This window comes from Acinetobacter sp. P1(2023) (genome assembly GCF_028367635.1).
In the GTDB taxonomy this organism is placed as follows: domain Bacteria; phylum Pseudomonadota; class Gammaproteobacteria; order Pseudomonadales; family Moraxellaceae; genus Acinetobacter; species Acinetobacter pittii_E.
In genome coordinates, this window is sequence record NZ_JAQNDD010000006.1 from 227127 (window position 1) to 244171 (window position 17045).

Sequence of the window (17045 nt, forward strand, 5' to 3'; positions counted from 1 at the left end):
AGTGTTTATTTTTTAAATTATTATTTAGAGGATTTTGTGCAAACAGTTAATCAAAGTGGACGCCCGAAAGATCTAGAAAAACGTGCTCGTATCTTACAAGCCGCTAAAGCTATTTTTTTGAAATCTGGCTATCACGGTACCAGCATGAACCAGATTGCACAGGAAGCAGGTGTAACTAAACTGACGGTCTATAACCACTTTCAAGACAAAGCCAACTTGTTTATCTGTGCGATTACAGAAACCTGTGAAGAGACACTGTGTACTAAACAATTTGAATTAGATGCATCGGCAGATTTTTATCAAGCCCTCTTTATTGTGTGTTCACGCGCCTTGCAAATTATTTACTCACCTGAGGCACTTAAACTTGAACATGTTTTATTTGAACTTGCAGCAGAACAAAGTCCACTCGCCCTACAGTTTTTTGATGCATCTCATACTCGACTGCAAAATCAGTTAACTGAGTTTTTGCAAAAAGCAGCTCAATTAGGTTTTATTCAAACCGATGACCCAACCTATCAAACCGAGCTTCTTTTGTCTTTATTGCTTGGTGTACGTCACCAGAAGGTTTTACTGGGCATCATTGCTGTACCCAATGCGCACGAGCTTGAACAAATTATTCAAGATGCAATTCATTTATTCTTGCTCAAATACCAGAATTAAACCAAAGTCCGATTGTCAAAAGTTATGCTGAGTGCATGTCATCTTTTCAGCCTCAACATGCGAATTAAATGTTATTTTTTAAGCAAAAATTCACATTTTCTTACGCTCAAAGCTTGGAATGTTCGCTAATCGCGCTATATTCGATAAGAATAAGAACAGGAGAAAAATAGCATGGTTCAGCAAATCGATGCGCCACTGCGTGAGGATGTCCGCTTACTTGGCAACTTGTTAGGTGAAACCCTAAAACAACATGCAGGACAAGAACTGTTTAATCAGATCGAACAAATCCGTGCTCTTGCCAAAGGTGCACGTGATGGTCAAGCTGAAGCCGAAAAGCAACTAGAACAATTATTTTTAGAACTGCCCGATGAAGAATTACTTCCTCTTACCCGCGCGTTTTCTCATTTCCTAAATTTTGCCAATATTGCTGAGCAATATCATGTGGTGCGTAGCCGCAGACAGGCAGAATTTGATTCGGATGCAAACTCTCCGAATCCCCTTGTTCACTTATTTCAAAAATTTAAAGATAAAAGTATTTCGACAGAAAAACTGTTCCAGCAAATTTGTGATCTTAAGATTGAACTGGTACTTACGGCGCATCCAACAGAAGTGAGCCGTCGTACCCTGATCCAAAAATATGATGATATTAATGCTTGCCTATCGCAGCTTGATCAGCAAAAACTCACACCACGCGAACGTCAAAATGCACTTGCCAACTTAAAGCAACAAATTAGTTCGGCATGGCAAACGGATGAAATCAGACAGCATCGCCCTACACCAGTCGATGAAGCAAAATGGGGTTTTGCCACAATTGAGCAAACACTTTGGAATGCTGTACCTAAATTCATTCGCGAATTAAATGAGTTGGTTCAAGAAAATTGCCAACTCAATTTACCATTGAACATTGCACCAGTACGTTTTGCATCTTGGATGGGTGGAGACCGTGATGGTAATCCAAATGTTACGCATCAAATTACCCAAGAAGTGCTCTGGTTATCACGCTGGCAAGCTGCTGACCTCTACCTAAGAGATATCGAAAACTTACGTTGGGAACTTTCAATCCAGACATGTTCTGAAGAAATGATTCAGGCAATTGGTAGTCACCATGCCGAACCTTATCGTGAGTATTTACGTGCAACACGCGAGCGTTTAAAAGCAACTCGTCATTGGTTAGCTCAGCGCTTACAAGGCTTAGAAGCAGACGACAGCAATGTCATTAAAAGCAAAGATGAGCTTTTACAGCCACTATTGTTGTGCTACCGCTCTTTAATCGATAGTAATCTGCCTGAAATTGCGAATGGTCAACTCCTCGACTTTATTTACCGTGTGAACTGTTTTGGTATTGAACTACTTAAACTTGATATTCGCCAAGAATCAGGTCGTCATCGTCAAGCGATTTCAGCAATTACCGAATATCTAGGTTTGGGTAATTTTGAGTCATGGACCGAACAAGCGCGCCAAAACTTCCTCATTCAGGAATTACAAAGCAAACGTCCACTTCTACCGAAATACATTAATGAACCTGAAGGTAGTTTGATTGGACATCCAGATGTTCAAGAAGTATTTGCAACCATGCGTACTTTGGCAGACCAACCACCTGAGTCTTTAGGGGCTTATATTATTTCTATGGCTGAATATCCAAGCGATGTTTTGGCTGTATTGTTATTGCAAAAAGAAGCTGGCATTCAACATCCTTTACGTGTAGTTCCTCTGTTTGAAACTTTAAAAGATTTAGATGGCGCTGCAACGACCATGAATACGCTGTTCAATATGCATTGGTACAAACAGCACATTCAGGGTAAACACGAAGTCATGATCGGTTACTCCGACTCTGCAAAAGATGCGGGTTTCATGTCTGCCAACTGGGCGCAATATCGTGCTCAAGAAGAGCTAACTGCAATTGCTCAAACACACGGCGTACAGTTAACGCTGTTCCACGGCCGTGGTGGCTCAATTAGCCGTGGTGGTGCTCCAACCCAACAGGCGTTGTTCTCACAACCTCCTGGTTCAATTTCTGGTGCAATCCGTGTCACAGAGCAAGGGGAAATGATCCGCTTCAAATTTGGTCTAGAAGGCATTGCTATGCAAAACCTTGAGATCTATACCGCAGCAACACTTGAAGCGACCTTATTACCGCCACCGGAACCTAAAACCGAATGGCGTGAACTCATGAACCGCATGACTGATCATTCTGTTAAGGTTTACCGTCAAACAGTTCGTGAAAACCCACATTTTGTGAAGTATTTACGTACGGTTACACCTGAACTTGAATTACAAATGTTGCCTTTAGGCTCGCGTCCTGCAAAACGAAAAGTAAGTGGGGGCATCGAGTCTTTACGTGCGATTCCATGGGTATTTGCTTGGACACAAATCCGTTTGATGTTACCTGCATGGTTAGGTACTGGCGCAGCAATTAATGAAGTGATTGCCGATCAACAAAAAGCGACACTTGATGAAATGCTCCAGCAATGGCCTTATTTCCAAACACTCATTGATATGCTGGAAATGGTATTGTCTAAAGCCGATGCCAACATTGCACTCTATTACGAGTCTCATCTGACTGACGATGAAGATTTGAAAGTTCTTGGCAACCAATTACGCCAACGTCTAAAAGATGCTGTGGAAACCTTGCTTGCATTAAAAGATGAATCAAAGCTTCTTAGCAATAATGAAGTTCTCGATCAGTCTATGCAGGTTCGTAAACCATACTTATTGCCTTTACATCTTTTACAAGCTGAACTCATGAAACGTCGTCGTGATTATCTCGCTGAACGTCAGGCAGAGAATACCCCTGTTGACCATGCACTTATGGTGAGTATTGCAGGTATCGCGGCTGGTTTACGTAATACAGGCTAAACTGATTTTACCGATTGTTTTATAAAGCAGTGCATCATGATGTGCTGCTTTTTACTTGCAAAGTTCTCTATATTTCTTAAATTTTCCTCGATTTTCTATTTTTTATAATATTTTTTTTAAAATCAAAAAATTAATTTTTATGATAAAAAAATAACTAATTCCTTATATTTAGAAACCATCAAATTATACCGATCGTTAAAAAATAATTGCTTTTCACATACATACTTCTCTCTAGAGATTAAATGCATTCTCAAGAAAGAGTATCATTGCACCAATTAAAAAATAATGAGCTTATTTTATGTCCAACTGGTTTCCCAAATGGCAGCCTTACCAAGGTGACGTTGACCATCGGCCGGTCTCTACCAATGAATATCTCCCACCCGTTCAAAGTGCTATTTTAGGTATTCAACATGCATTTGCCATGTTTGGAGCAACTGTATTAGCACCATTACTCATGGGGTTTAATCCTAACCTTGCTATTTTAATGTCTGGAATCTGTACCATCCTGTTCTTTTTAATTACAGGTGGTCGTGTTCCGAGTTATTTAGGATCAAGTTTTGCCTTTATTGGTGTGGTTGCAGCTGCAACCGGGCATATTACAGGTTCGGGTGCCAATCCAAATCTATCGATAGCTTTAGGTGGAATCGTAGCATGTGGTGTTTTTTATGCCATCATCGGTTTTATTGTGATGCTTACGGGTACGCGCTGGATTGAAAAACTCATGCCGCCTGTAGTGACTGGCGCCATTGTGATGATTATTGGTCTCAACCTTGCACCTGTTACCATTAAAGGCGTTGCAGGCCAACCATTTGAAATGTGGATGGCTTTAATTACCGTACTTTGTATGGGCAGTATTGCAGTCTTTACGCGTGGCTTATTGCAGCGTCTACTTCTGTTGGTTGGTTTGATTTTGGCTTATGTCATTTATGCCATCACCACCAATGGACTAGGTTTAGGTAAACCAATCGATTTTAGCCAGATCTCACAAGCTGCATGGTTCGGAATTCCAAGCTTTTCACATCCTACTTTTGACACTAAGGCTATGCTAATTATTGCGCCTGTTGCGCTTATTTTAGTAGCAGAAAACCTAGGTCATATTAAAGCTGTTGGCGCAATGACTGGTGAAAATCTGACTCCACAATTAGGCAAAGCATTTGTCGCAGATGGTTTAGCAACAACGCTATCCGGTAGTGTCGGTGCTCCGGGCATGACCACTTACGGCGAAAACATTGGGGTGATGGCAGTCACTCGTGTGTACTCAACCATTGTTTTTGTAATTGCGGGTATCTTCGCAATTTTCTTAGGTTTATCTCCAAAATTTGGCGCGGTAATTAGTACCATTCCAAGTGCGGTCTTAACAGGCGCATCTATTGTTGTGTTTGGTTTAATTACCATTGCTGGTGCAAAAATCTGGATCGAAAACAAAGTTGATTTTTCTAACAATAAAAATCTAATTGTTGCTTCAGTCACGATTATTTTAGGTGCTGGTAACTTTGAATTATTGTTCGGTAATTTCAATTTAGGTGGTATTGGTACCGCAACTTTTGCAGCCATTATTTTAAATTGGCTGTTTAGTTTAAAAGATAAAACTTAAATTCAAAAAGGCAGCGCAAGCTGCCTTTTTTCATTACGATTTAGTATGATGACTTTTTACTCTTCAATACGTTTCCTGTCATGCGTTTTGATTTTTTTGATTTACAACTGGTTCTTCATATTGTCTCTACAGGTAGTCTAACCAAAGGTGCAGACCGCTCTGCAATTTCACTTCAAGCCGCCAGTGAACGTATAAAAAAACTCGAACAATATTTTGAAACGCCCTTATTTATTCGCCAAACTACTGGCGTAGAACTCACCACAGCAGGACACGCGTTTGTAGAACATGCTCGTCAGCTTTTAGCACAAAAAGATCAACTCGAACAAGAAATGCAGCGCTTTAGGCCACCTACATCAGAGTCATTAACACTTTGGTGTAACTCTTCCGCACAAAGCGAATATTTGCCTCCGTTATTACCTCAATATTTAGTGCTTCATCCTGAAATGAATATTGATTTACATGAAGCAGAAAGCTCGGAAATTGTAGATGCACTCACGCAAGGTATAGCAAGTCTTGGACTGGTCTCCAGTTTTTTTGATACCAGACATTTGCAAACGAAAGAATTTGCGAGTGATCCATTAGTCTTGATTTGTCCTACTACGCATGAGTTAGCTCAATATCAAGAGCTGAACTTGGTAGAGGCTCTAAGCTATGGTTTTATTGGTCTTAAGTCCCATCACTCTTTGCAACAGTCCATTGAAACTCAAGCTAAGTTATTAGGCTTTAACATACAGTACCGTTTGCGCTTACCTAACTTTGGGGCGATTGCTGAGGTCGTTGCCAAAGGCGTTGGAATTGCGATTATGCCAGCTCGTGCCGCACAGCGTTTGCAATCAAACTATGATTTTCATTCCATTCAACTGCAAGGTGCATGGGCAAATCGTAAACTGCTTTTGGCGACCCAAAATTTCAACCAGCTGCCTAGCAGTTACCAACAGTTTGCAGATTTTTTATTGCAGCATCGTCCTGAAAAATTGGCTTAATGCAAAACCATATAAAGACCTAATGACATCAAGCCTATAAAAAATATACGACGGAATTTTTGCTCATTTAAGCGGTAACGAATTTTTTTACCCACCCACATTCCAACGAGCGCTGCCAACAATGCAGCAAACGATAAACGATAGTCCAGTGTTATTCCCGACATAGGGTTATGGTGTAAAAACACTGCAAGACAAATGGTAGAGATAGTAAACGTTAAACCTAATGCCTGTACCAACTCATCACGTTTTAAATGCAAAGACTGCAAATAAGGAACGATTGGAATAATAATGACACCTGTTGCTACAGTTACTGCCCCGCCGATATATCCAATAATTGGTGATAGCCAACGTTCATGCTTTCCTAAGTGTGGAAGTCTCTTTACGCACAGCCCATAGAGTCCATATAAGGCCAACATACACCCTAATAAAATTTCACTACTATGCCCATGACTTTGACTTAAAGTAGGTAAAAAGCTCCATATTGAACCTACTATAATGCCGACAAGCAACGTCCAGAAACGGCGAATAAACGCCCAGACATGTCCTTCAGCAAAAAGTTGCCAGACATTGGTGACCATTGAGGGAACAATGAGCAGAGATGCTGCCTGAAAAGGGCTCATTGCGATAGTGAGTAAACCCATCGATACCGCGGGCAATCCTAAACCGATCATGCCTTTAATCATGCCCGCAAAGGCAAACACCACCATAATAATTGCTAAAAATGTCACTGTTTATCTCCGTTTCCTACAAGGTTATGCTACGGAAAAAACAGGTTTTGCCCTATTCTTGTTTTTAGAAGTGGGCCTCAATTAAAAGTTGAGGCTGTTTTATATTTCTCTTCTAATACATTGCTAAAAATACTTTCAATCATCCACACACGATACAAGCTATTAAATACATAAGTCTGACCATCAATACGCAATTCTAAAACAGGTAAATCAGGCTGATGTTTATCTTTACACAAGGCATCATTTTGCGCCAAAACAGATTGCACATCTTGGTCGGTTAGCTGCTCAATTCCCAACTGTTGCTGTAACTGTTGAAAATGCTTTAAGAAAGATAGATCTTTTCCTTTTGTCCAAACCGCTTGAAGGATCGTAAAAATCGTATCGATTTGCTGATTTTCTTGCACACTATAGAAAAGCTTTGCCATTTCCAGTGTACTTTCCTCGGTAGGACGACAAAACGGCGTAAAGGCCACACCTGTTCTTTTAGAAACACGTGTCGCCAAACTCCAGTCAAACCAATCTCGACCTTGATAACTTAAAGGGTAAACTTTTAGTTGAATATCATAATAATCGGCCAGTTCTTCCTTGATATAGGCAAGTAACAACCAACTCATTGGGTCTTCTAAAGCAATATAGACATCAAGCTCAGGGTGAAGCGTCTGAATCTCGGTAAGCGCCTCAGCATCGTTAATCAAATGTTCACGCCATTCGATATGATTAATTAAAAAAATCGGATTACCAGTCAGTAGCTTTTGCTGCTTCAAACGACGAGTCAAACGTAATAAATCATCTACTGCGTGATATTTACGTCCACCAAATTCAAAGTATGCCGCAGGTACAGGCTCATCCGTAAAAATACGTTCCGAGAAATGTTGAGGAAGCTGATGTTTAACTGCCATGGCATGTAAAGTACGTAACTTTCCATATTGTTGTTGCCAAAGCATGTGGAAAATATCTTCTAGTAAATGGAAGAAATTCTGACCTTGTAATGGGGTTCTTTTTAATATGACTGCCGCTTGTTTTAAAGATTCTGGGCTTGGGATTTCTGGAAATTCATCGAAACCGAAACGATGTTGTTTGGCTAATATCTTGGCATCATTTAAACAATAATTTTGCCACTCTTCATGCGACATGCTGTTTGGAGGTTCAGAAGCCGTATGCGAAATAATTATTTTTAAAGGCTTAAGTTCATCACTTAAAATTTCATCTAGCTGAGACAATTGCTGAACAGCCAAATAGCTATACACATCATCAAGTCGTAAATAAATACTTAAACCATTTTCCGTGGGTAACACCGCTTGACGAGAAGGCTTTTGGTAAAACCAGCTCGATCGAATAGGGTCAAACCAACGGCGTAGCAGTGACATGAGTTGTGCCTCTAAAAATTAAATCCTAAGCGAGATCAAAGATTATTTTGATCATAGTGCAAGGTAAAACAGTAGTCGAGATGAAATATAACTACCGTAGTTTACGCAGAAAATAAGTCATGTTTTTAGCAAGTTTCTACGTAGGTGAAGATTTTATCACCATTTTATGGCAAACCCATAGAATGATCTAAAAACACCTTTTTCTACAAGCTGATTTTTTTTACCAGACATGAAAAATGCACCCCTAACATGATAGCAATTCATCGTGTTAAAGGGTGCATGATTCCTACTCAATTATTAAAATTGAATATTTTATAGAACGCGTACAGCTCCTTTCGCTGCACTTGTTGTATGCATTGCATAAACTTTTAACGCTTTTGATACTTTACGTTTACGTTCTTCTTTCGGATGCCAGCCTTTCGCTTCTTGAACTGTACGGCGATGCGCTAAAGTCGCATCGTCAATATTCAAGTGAATGGTACGGTTTGGAATATCGATTTCAATAGTATCACCATCTTCAACCAAACCAATTGCACCGCCTTCAGCCGCTTCTGGTGAAACGTGCCCAATCGAAAGACCTGATGAACCACCAGAGAAACGACCATCTGTTACTAATGCACAGTCTTTACCTAAACCTTTCGATTTAAGATAGCTGGTTGGGTAAAGCATTTCTTGCATACCCGGACCACCACGTGGGCCTTCGTAACGAATTACAACCACATCGCCAGCTTTAATGTCATGGCCTAAAATTGCATCTACAGCTGCATCTTGGCTCTCAAATACACGCGCTGTACCCGTAAATTTCAAGATCGATTCATCAACACCCGCAGTTTTCACGATACAACCATCAAGCGCAATATTGCCGTATAGAACTGCTAAACCGCCATCTTTAGAGAAAGCATGTTCTGCATTACGGATCACGCCTTTTTCACGGTCGCCATCTAACGTTGAATAGTAACGATTTTGCGAGAACGCAACTTGAGTTGGAACACCACCCGGAGATGAACGATAGAATTCGTAAACGTCTGCATCTTCAGTACGAATAATGTCCCACTTATCTAATGCATCTTTTAAAGTTTTCTCATGTACAGTCGGCACCGATACATCAAGCAACTTCGCGCGATCAAGCTCACCCAAGATGGCCATAATACCGCCGGCACGGTGTACATCTTCCATATGAACGTCTTGTTTTGCAGGTGCTACTTTAGACAATACAGGAACTCGACGTGATAACTCGTCAATATCGTCCATTGTAAAATCCACTTCCGCTTCACTTGCCGCAGCCAATAAATGCAGAACGGTATTGGTTGAACCACCCATTGCAATATCGAGGGTCATTGCATTTTTAAATGCAGCCTTTGTTGCAATCGAACGAGGTAAAATACTTGCATCCTCTTGTTCGTAATAGCGCTTAGCCAATTCAACAATAAGCTGACCTGCTTTTAAGAATAATTTTTTACGGTTTGCATGCGTCGCAACAATCGAACCATTACCCGGTAAAGATAAACCTAAAGCTTCGGTTAAACAGTTCATTGAGTTTGCAGTGAACATACCTGAACATGAACCACATGTTGGACATGCCGAACGTTCAAATTCTTCAACTTCTTCGTCTGTATAACTTTCATCAGCTGCAACAACCATTGCATCTACAAGGTCAATCGCTTTTTCATTACCACGGAACTTGACCTTACCCGCTTCCATTGGTCCGCCAGACACAAAAACAACAGGAATGTTTAAGCGCATCGCAGCCATCAGCATTCCCGGAGTAATCTTGTCACAGTTTGAAATACACACCATGGCATCTGCACAGTGTGCATTCACCATATATTCAACTGAGTCAGCAATCAAATCACGTGATGGAAGTGAATAAAGCATGCCGTCATGCCCCATTGCAATCCCGTCATCAACTGCAATCGTATTGAACTCTTTAGCAACACCACCTGCTGCATGAATTTCTGCCGCGACAAGCTGCCCTAGATCTTTAAGATGTACATGGCCCGGCACAAATTGAGTAAATGAGTTGACCACCGCAATAATCGGTTTGCCGAAATCCTCATCTTTCATTCCTGTTGCACGCCATAAGCCACGTGCGCCAGCCATATTTCTTCCGTGTGTCGATGTTTTTGAACGATAGTCAGGCATTAGTGTTTCCAACAAGTTGTGCTTGAGCAGAATTTTTCCCGCTCTGGCGAATGATACTGATATAGCGTTAGATCAGTCGGAATATTGACTCATCATCTAATTTGATCATTCTCCATTCTATAGAAGCAAATAATATTCGGAAAGCCAAGAACAGTAATAGTCAGTCAATATTTAGCAAAACTTACATGAATAATTTTTTATTTTTTCATAACCTTTTTTTATCAATAAAAGTTTTTCAATAATTTTTTGTTCACTATTTAAAAACTAAAACGCTCAATCTCCATGAGTTTAGGGCTTCAATCGTTTTTCACGTATACTACGCGTAAACTCTTTTTGGATTGCATTTGTGAAAATTATTTTTGCTGGCACCCCCGAATTTGCTGCAACAGCATTGGCGGCTTTATTAAAAACTTCCCATGAAATTATCGCGGTTTATACTCAGCCAGATCGTAAATCGGGTCGTGGACAAAAACTAACGCCATCTTCTGTAAAACAGCTTGCACTTGAACATAATATTCCAGTCTATCAACCGCTTCATTTCAAAGCTTCAACTGAAGAAGGTTTAGCAGCTCAACAAGAACTGGCTGCTTTAGGTGCTGATGTCATGGTGGTTGCAGCCTATGGTTTGATCCTTCCACAAACTGTGCTCGATACACCGAAATATGGCTGTTTAAATATTCACGGTTCACTATTACCACGCTGGCGCGGTGCAGCACCAATTCAGCGTGCAATTGCAACGGGTGATGAAGAAACCGGAATCACTATCATGCAAATGGCAGCTGGTTTAGATACAGGCGATATGCTGTATAAAACCTATTGCCTAATCACTAACGAAGATACATCAGCGACTTTACACGACAAACTAGCCGCTCAAGGTGCAACGGCAATTTGTGCGGTACTCGAGTCGGAAGAAACACTACAAAAATATTTAGCAGAACGCGAAGTTCAAGACGAAAGCTTAACGGTCTATGCACATAAATTAGTGAAATCAGAAGCTCGTATTGACTGGTCAAATGAAGCTGTGCAAATTGACCGAAATATCCGTGCATTTAATCCTTGGCCCGTCGCGTTTGTTCAACTTGATGAAAATAATGCGATGCGTGTTTGGAATTCAACAATTTCTAGTCAAAGCAAAGCAAATGCTCAAGCTGGTGAAATTATTGCAATCGATAAACAAGGCGTACACGTTGCTTGTGGTCAAGATTCATTTATTTGTTTGACTAGCGTGCAATGGCCGGGTGGCAAAGCATTAAATGCTCAGCAAATTGCACAAACTCAAAAACTTCACGTAGGACAAATTCTGCCATGAGTCAGGTTACCTCAAATTCTTCACGTTTTAACCTGCGTGCTCAAGTCGTCCAAACGTTACTAAAAGTACAGCAAGGTCAATCGTTGGCTAGTATTTTAAATACACAGCTCAATCAAGTCGCAGAGCGCGATCGTGCTTTATTTCATGAGCTCGTTTTAGGTACATTGCGCCAATGGTTTGCACTTAAATCAATTAGCTTACCCTTGCTGAGCAAACCTTTAAACAATGAGACAGTAGAAACCTGCCTATACGTTGGTCTTTATCAAGTTTTATGCACGCGTATTGCAGCGCACGCTGCCATCTCGGAAACAGTAGATGCGACTAAACAACTTGGATTCCCTGCACTCAGTGGCATTGTAAATGCTATTTTGCGCCGAGCTACTCGTGAAACTGATGAATTCGAGCAAGGTTTACAACAAGCACATGGCTTACCAAGTTGGCTTTTTAAACGCTTAAAAAAGGATTGGGGCGAACAAACCGAAGTGCTCTGCCAATCTTTGAAGCAAGTTGCGCCTTTAACCTTACGAGTGAACCAACGACATATTGGCCGTGATGCTTATTTAGCAAAATTACAGAGTTTAGAAATTCAGGCACGTGCATGTACTTTGTCTGAAGCAGGTATTGTTCTTGAGCAATCTGTACAAATCACTCAGTTACCTGGTTTTGAACAGGGCTGGTTCTCGGTACAGGATGAACATGCACAGCTATGTGCCACCCTATTGCCTGATTTAAACAATAAAACAGTTATTGATGCATGTGCTGCCCCCGGGGGTAAAACAGCTCATTTACTCGAAAAGTTTAAACCTGCTCAGCTTATTGCCATTGATCAGGACCCGAGTCGTTTAGTCCGTGTGACTGAGAACTTAAACCGACTACAGCTAGACCAAAGCCATACAGAAATCTTGGCAGCCGATGCAACCCAATGGGTGCCTGCACAGCCAGTAGATTGTATTGTGCTTGACGCGCCTTGCTCTGCAACAGGTGTAATTCGTCGTCATCCTGACATACGCCTATTGCGCCAATCTAGCGATATAGCGCAAACCATTGAACTGCAAAAGCAAATCTTGAACCACATGTGGCAACAACTCAAAGTTGACGGCACATTGCTCTACATTACCTGTTCAATTTTAAAAGCTGAAAATGAACAGCAGATGATCGACTTCTTTGCAGAACATGCTGAGGCACAAGAAGTGAAAATCGAAGCAGCTTGGGGTATCGAGCAAACCCATGGCAGACAATTACTGCCACAAGCGCAGTCTGGTGATGGATTTTATTATTGTAAAATTCAGAAAATTACATAAAAAAAGCAGGCTTAGAGCCTGCTTTTTTTACTGGATCAGTATCAAAGTGTGTGCTGATCTTTTACTTCTTCTAGAACATCATCTAACTCTTCAGGATGCTTCGATAAATGTAGAATGGATAAAGCCAACCCACCCCATAAAAACACCATCGAAATTACCATCATCACGATTGCTGAAGTATTCATTATTCTATCCTCCTAGCGATCTTTCATTTTGCTTAAAACGATTGCAACGACTGCACAGAAAATCACACTGCCCCAGCCGAATATACCTTGTAAGCTCATACTATAAGTATCATAGCCATTTTTGATCAAATTAAATACAGTCATACTGAGTGTAGTTAACAAGATTAATGATGTAATGACTGTTAAAGTGAAATCCCAACCCTTACCTAATTGAATAGTTGAAATGCGATTCACGTGATCACGAAGTTCCATTAAAGCAGAACGCTTAAACCAAGCCACGGTAATAATAGAAAGTAAAGCACCGCCAATAATACCGATGTTATTGATAAAGTGGTCAACGATATCAACTAACTTAATTGCGTTTACACTTGAGAATAAAATAATTGATACAAGCGCACTACCACCACCAATAATGGTTACAGCTTTTTTACGACCCCATTTCAATTTATCCTGCATTGCTGCAATAGGTACTTCCAAAATACTTACCATCGAAGAAATACCTGCGACGAAAAGCGAAGAGAAGAATAAGAAACCAAATAAATCGGCACCTGTACCTAAACTTGAAATAATTTTAGGGAAGGCAATAAATGCTAATCCAATCCCGCCACTCACCACATCTTTAACTTCTGTACCTGCCGCATGTGCCATAAAGCCAAGCGCAGCAAAAATACCAATACCAGCTAGAATTTCTGTTGATGCATTTGCAAAACCAACGATTAAACCAGAACCCGTTAAATTCGTTTTTGGTTTCAAATAAGATGCATAAGTCACCATGATCCCGAAGCCAACAGATAGTGAGAAGAAGGTATGGCCATAAGCTGCTAACCAAACTTTATAATCCATCATTGCTGACCAGTTCGGCGTAAAGAAAGCGTTTAAGCCTTGAACTGCACCTGGTAAACGTAATGATTGAATCACTAAAATAGTGAAGAGAATGAATAATAATGGCATGAAAATCTTATTTGATAATTCCACACCTTTTTTCACGCCACCATAAAGAATGATGAGAGTAAGTGCCCAAATCCCAACAATCGGCCAGAATAAATGACCTACAAACTGTAAATCAAAACCGGTTGCTTTTGTGGTTTGCAAATAGGTATTAAAGAAGAAACCTTCCGGATCGCTTCCCCACATTTGACCAATAGAGAAGTAAACATAACTACCAGCCCAGGTGAGTACACTTGCATAATACAAACCAATGATGATACAGACACAAACCTGCCACCAACCTAATGTTTCTCCGCCTTTAAATAGGGCGCGATAAGCTTTAGGAGGGGAGTTAGTACTACGATGACCTACCGCATAATCTAAAAATAGTAACGGTAAACCAGCAGTAATGAGTGCCAATAGATAGGGAATAAGAAACGCTCCTCCACCATTTTCATAAGCAACGTATGGAAAGCGCCAGATATTACCTAAGCCTACAGCCGAACCAACGGCTGCAATAATAAAACCAGATCGTGACGTCCAGTTTTCACGAGAATCTGTCATAGAACACCTAATGTTAAAAGATTACTTATTTTTACTGCTATTGTTGATTGTTATTCCGCATGCAAAAAAAGAACCAAAAAATACTTTTGTGTTTGTAGAAAATAAAACGAACCTTTTGAGTATTTTTATTCCCTTAACAAACAAGCAAAAATAGAAAATTCTTCCTTAAAGATTTTTGTCCATTTTTTGCCCCTATATAGCTGAACAATACCTGTTTTTATTTCTTTTTACTGTAATTTCCGTCAGAAATTTTACGAATTTTATTAGTTTTTTTCACAATTGGTTATTTTTCAGCTTATATTTACGTTCTACTACTTGTAGCTCAACTTTATTGTTCAATGACATTTTCTTCCAACCCTTAAAAACGCTTCCTTAATTACTTTACTTATCCACTAATTTATTCATAATTCTCTGATTTTCAAATTAGACTTAATACCCTCATATAACTAAATGACAAAATTTATACTAAAATTTTTAGCTAATCAGAATCTTCTAAATTAAACATCTAATAATAATTATTTGAAATAAATAAACTTTTTCTATTTATAAAAATTTATTCCTATTATACGTATCAGATCTTTATTTTTTATCAATGCATCTGTAGCAAGATGTCTATATCATGCGCACAAAGATTTCTTTTATTCGGATGTAAAAATGAAAATATTAAAAATATCTTTATTAACGCTCGGGATGGGCTTAAGTGGCTTTGCTCAAGCAGACTTTGTAGGAGTAAAAGGAGACGTAGGTTACTGGTTTTATGACGGTAAAGCGAATATGTCTTCTCAATCAGCTGAAGATCAAGATTTAGATCAAAAAGGCAGTGCTCAAATCTCATTAGCAGTAGAACACCCAATTCCATTTATTCCAAATGCAAAAATTCGCTACGTAAATTTAGATACGGAAACTAAATCGGAAACTTTAGGTCAAGCCAACTATAAAGTTGATTTAGATCATAGCGATTTTATTCTTTACTATGAATTACTAGATAATATCGTCAGTGTAGATGCTGGTCTTGGTGCAACAGTATTAAATGGTGATATTACTGCTTATACAGGTAAGCGCGTGAATATTGATAAAACTTATCCTATCGCTTATTTGTCGGGAGAAGTAAAACTTCCATTTACAGGCTTAAGTGCTAAAGGTGAAGCAACCTATACCAACTTTGATGATGCACGAATTACTGACGCATTAGCAGAAGTGAAGTATAAATTTGCAGATAACCTTCTCATTGATCTTGGTTTAACAGCAGGTTATCGCGTACTTAATATCGATTTAGATGACTACGATAATAATGATCTTAAATTTGAGTTCAAAGGTCCCTATATAGGCTTGGAAGCGCACTTCTAAATCAAACATTCAGATATAAAAAAGAACTCTATATGAGTTCTTTTTTATTTAAATCATATCTAAATAACCTGAATATTCTCGAATCCTTTGACACCATGCTTGAATATTTGAATATAACGTTAAATCAAAGCCACCTTCTTCAGCGATATGCGTATACGCATATAAGGCAATATCAGCAATGGTTAATTCATTTCCAACAAGATAGTCATGCTCTACTAAAGCATTATCCATAATTGATAATGCTTTATGGCCTTTGGGCTGTAAATTATGATATTCCTCTATTCTTTCTGCTGGTAAGCCTAAATATTTATTAATAAAACGAGCAACTGCTATAAATGGTTCATGGCTATACTGCTCAAAGAACATCCACTGATACATTTTTGCTTTAATAAAAGGATCTGTAGGAATAAATTTTGTTCCTTCAGCGACATAACCTAAAATAGCATTTGATTCACTCAGAACACGACCATCATCTAGCACTAATATAGGTATTTTTCCATTAGGATTTAAAGATAAAAAATCTGCTGTTTGAGTGTCTTTTTTTAAAATATCAACGTGAATCCATCTATGATTAATATTTAATAAGGAAAGTAATAGTTTAACCTTATAACAGTTACCCGAACCCAAATCACCATAAACTACCATAGGTGCTTTTCCTTATTATTTATATTCAAAAGATTAAATTTCTTAGTATTTATAACACAGCTCGTCCTTAGTATTTTTAAAATCTTTTCTGCATAAAAAAACACCCCCACTAATTGTGGGGGTGTTTAGAATAATGAGCTGGCGATGACTTACTCTCACATGGGTAACCCCACACTACCATCAGCGCTAAGAGGTTTCACTTCTGAGTTCGGGAAGGGATCAGGTGGTTCACTCTTGCTATGGTCGCCAGCACAACTGTTTATGGATACTTGCTTCGTTTTATTCACATGGTGATACGTTGCGTTTTCCAAATCTTTACAGACGGGCTGATTGAATCTGACTTTATCTGTTCATTTTAGCTAAGCGTTTAACTAAATCAAGTTGCTTTGCATGTTTATGAATCGATTGATGCTTCATATACAACTGCTTGGGTGTTG

General features: G+C 39.4%; 13 protein-coding genes and 1 rRNA gene. 7 read left to right on the forward strand and 7 right to left on the reverse strand.

Features of this window, described 5'->3' with window-relative positions:
- Positions 1-36 precede the first annotated feature (36 nt).
- The 4 genes from POD11_RS11525 to POD11_RS11540 all read left to right on the forward strand — a co-directional run bounded on the left by POD11_RS11525 (position 37) and on the right by POD11_RS11540 (position 6093).
- The gene (locus POD11_RS11525; protein ID WP_224992241.1) at positions 37-660 is read left to right on the forward strand and encodes a TetR/AcrR family transcriptional regulator; all 624 of its coding nucleotides are present in this window, start codon (positions 37-39) and stop codon (positions 658-660) included.
- Between the two features lie 171 nt (positions 661-831).
- A complete protein-coding gene (gene ppc / locus POD11_RS11530) occupies positions 832-3516 on the forward strand; it encodes a phosphoenolpyruvate carboxylase (protein WP_262457242.1) in 2685 nt (894 codons plus the stop codon).
- A gap of 298 nt (positions 3517-3814) precedes the next feature.
- Complete coding sequence (locus tag POD11_RS11535) at positions 3815-5110, forward strand: solute carrier family 23 protein (protein WP_032054592.1); 1296 nt, start codon at positions 3815-3817, stop codon at positions 5108-5110.
- A gap of 80 nt (positions 5111-5190) precedes the next feature.
- On the forward strand, positions 5191-6093 hold the full coding sequence (locus tag POD11_RS11540; RefSeq protein WP_262457243.1) for a LysR family transcriptional regulator: 903 nt from the start codon (positions 5191-5193) through the stop codon (positions 6091-6093).
- Here the strand turns inward: POD11_RS11540 and POD11_RS11545 are convergent.
- The 3 genes from POD11_RS11545 to ilvD form a co-directional block, all read right to left on the reverse strand.
- Entirely contained in the window at positions 6090-6821 is a 732-nt protein-coding gene (locus POD11_RS11545) for a sulfite exporter TauE/SafE family protein (protein WP_262457244.1), read from the reverse strand. The genes POD11_RS11540 and POD11_RS11545 overlap by 4 nt on opposite strands.
- Before the next feature lie 77 nt (positions 6822-6898).
- Positions 6899-8188 (reverse strand): hypothetical protein, encoded by a 1290-nt coding sequence (locus tag POD11_RS11550; RefSeq protein WP_005066551.1) that lies wholly within the window; start codon positions 8186-8188, stop codon positions 6899-6901.
- Between the two features lie 312 nt (positions 8189-8500).
- Complete coding sequence (gene ilvD / locus POD11_RS11555; protein ID WP_262457245.1) at positions 8501-10330, reverse strand: dihydroxy-acid dehydratase; 1830 nt, start codon at positions 10328-10330, stop codon at positions 8501-8503.
- 346 nt (positions 10331-10676) lie between these two features.
- Between ilvD and fmt the strand changes: the two genes are divergently transcribed.
- Together fmt and rsmB are read left to right on the forward strand one after the other, a co-directional pair.
- Positions 10677-11639 (forward strand): methionyl-tRNA formyltransferase, encoded by a 963-nt coding sequence (gene fmt / locus POD11_RS11560; RefSeq protein WP_262457247.1) that lies wholly within the window; start codon positions 10677-10679, stop codon positions 11637-11639.
- Positions 11636-12940 carry a 16S rRNA (cytosine(967)-C(5))-methyltransferase RsmB gene (rsmB, locus tag POD11_RS11565; RefSeq protein ID WP_262457248.1) on the forward strand — a complete coding sequence of 435 codons (1305 nt, stop codon included), beginning with the start codon at positions 11636-11638 and terminating at the stop codon, positions 12938-12940. The genes fmt and rsmB overlap by 4 nt, the downstream gene beginning before the upstream one ends.
- Before the next feature lie 41 nt (positions 12941-12981).
- On the opposite strand, the gene POD11_RS11570 is transcribed toward rsmB, so the two are convergent.
- Both POD11_RS11570 and POD11_RS11575 read right to left on the reverse strand, forming a co-directional pair.
- Positions 12982-13125 (reverse strand): methionine/alanine import family NSS transporter small subunit, encoded by a 144-nt coding sequence (locus POD11_RS11570; protein ID WP_003654330.1) that lies wholly within the window; start codon positions 13123-13125, stop codon positions 12982-12984.
- A 12-nt stretch (positions 13126-13137) separates the two neighbouring features.
- Positions 13138-14616 carry a sodium-dependent transporter gene (locus tag POD11_RS11575; RefSeq protein WP_239968735.1) on the reverse strand — a complete coding sequence of 493 codons (1479 nt, stop codon included), beginning with the start codon at positions 14614-14616 and terminating at the stop codon, positions 13138-13140.
- Between the two features lie 654 nt (positions 14617-15270).
- Here POD11_RS11575 and POD11_RS11580 point away from each other — a divergent pair.
- Positions 15271-15963 carry a TIGR04219 family outer membrane beta-barrel protein gene (locus POD11_RS11580; protein ID WP_262457249.1) on the forward strand — a complete coding sequence of 231 codons (693 nt, stop codon included), beginning with the start codon at positions 15271-15273 and terminating at the stop codon, positions 15961-15963.
- A gap of 48 nt (positions 15964-16011) precedes the next feature.
- Here POD11_RS11580 and POD11_RS11585 read toward each other — a convergent pair whose 3' ends face one another.
- Both POD11_RS11585 and rrf read right to left on the reverse strand, forming a co-directional pair.
- Positions 16012-16608, reverse strand: a complete 597-nt coding sequence (locus POD11_RS11585) for a glutathione S-transferase family protein (protein ID WP_262457250.1) — start codon at positions 16606-16608, stop codon at positions 16012-16014.
- A 136-nt stretch (positions 16609-16744) separates the two neighbouring features.
- Positions 16745-16859 (reverse strand): 5S ribosomal RNA (rrf, locus tag POD11_RS11590).
- Positions 16860-17045 lie beyond the last annotated feature (186 nt).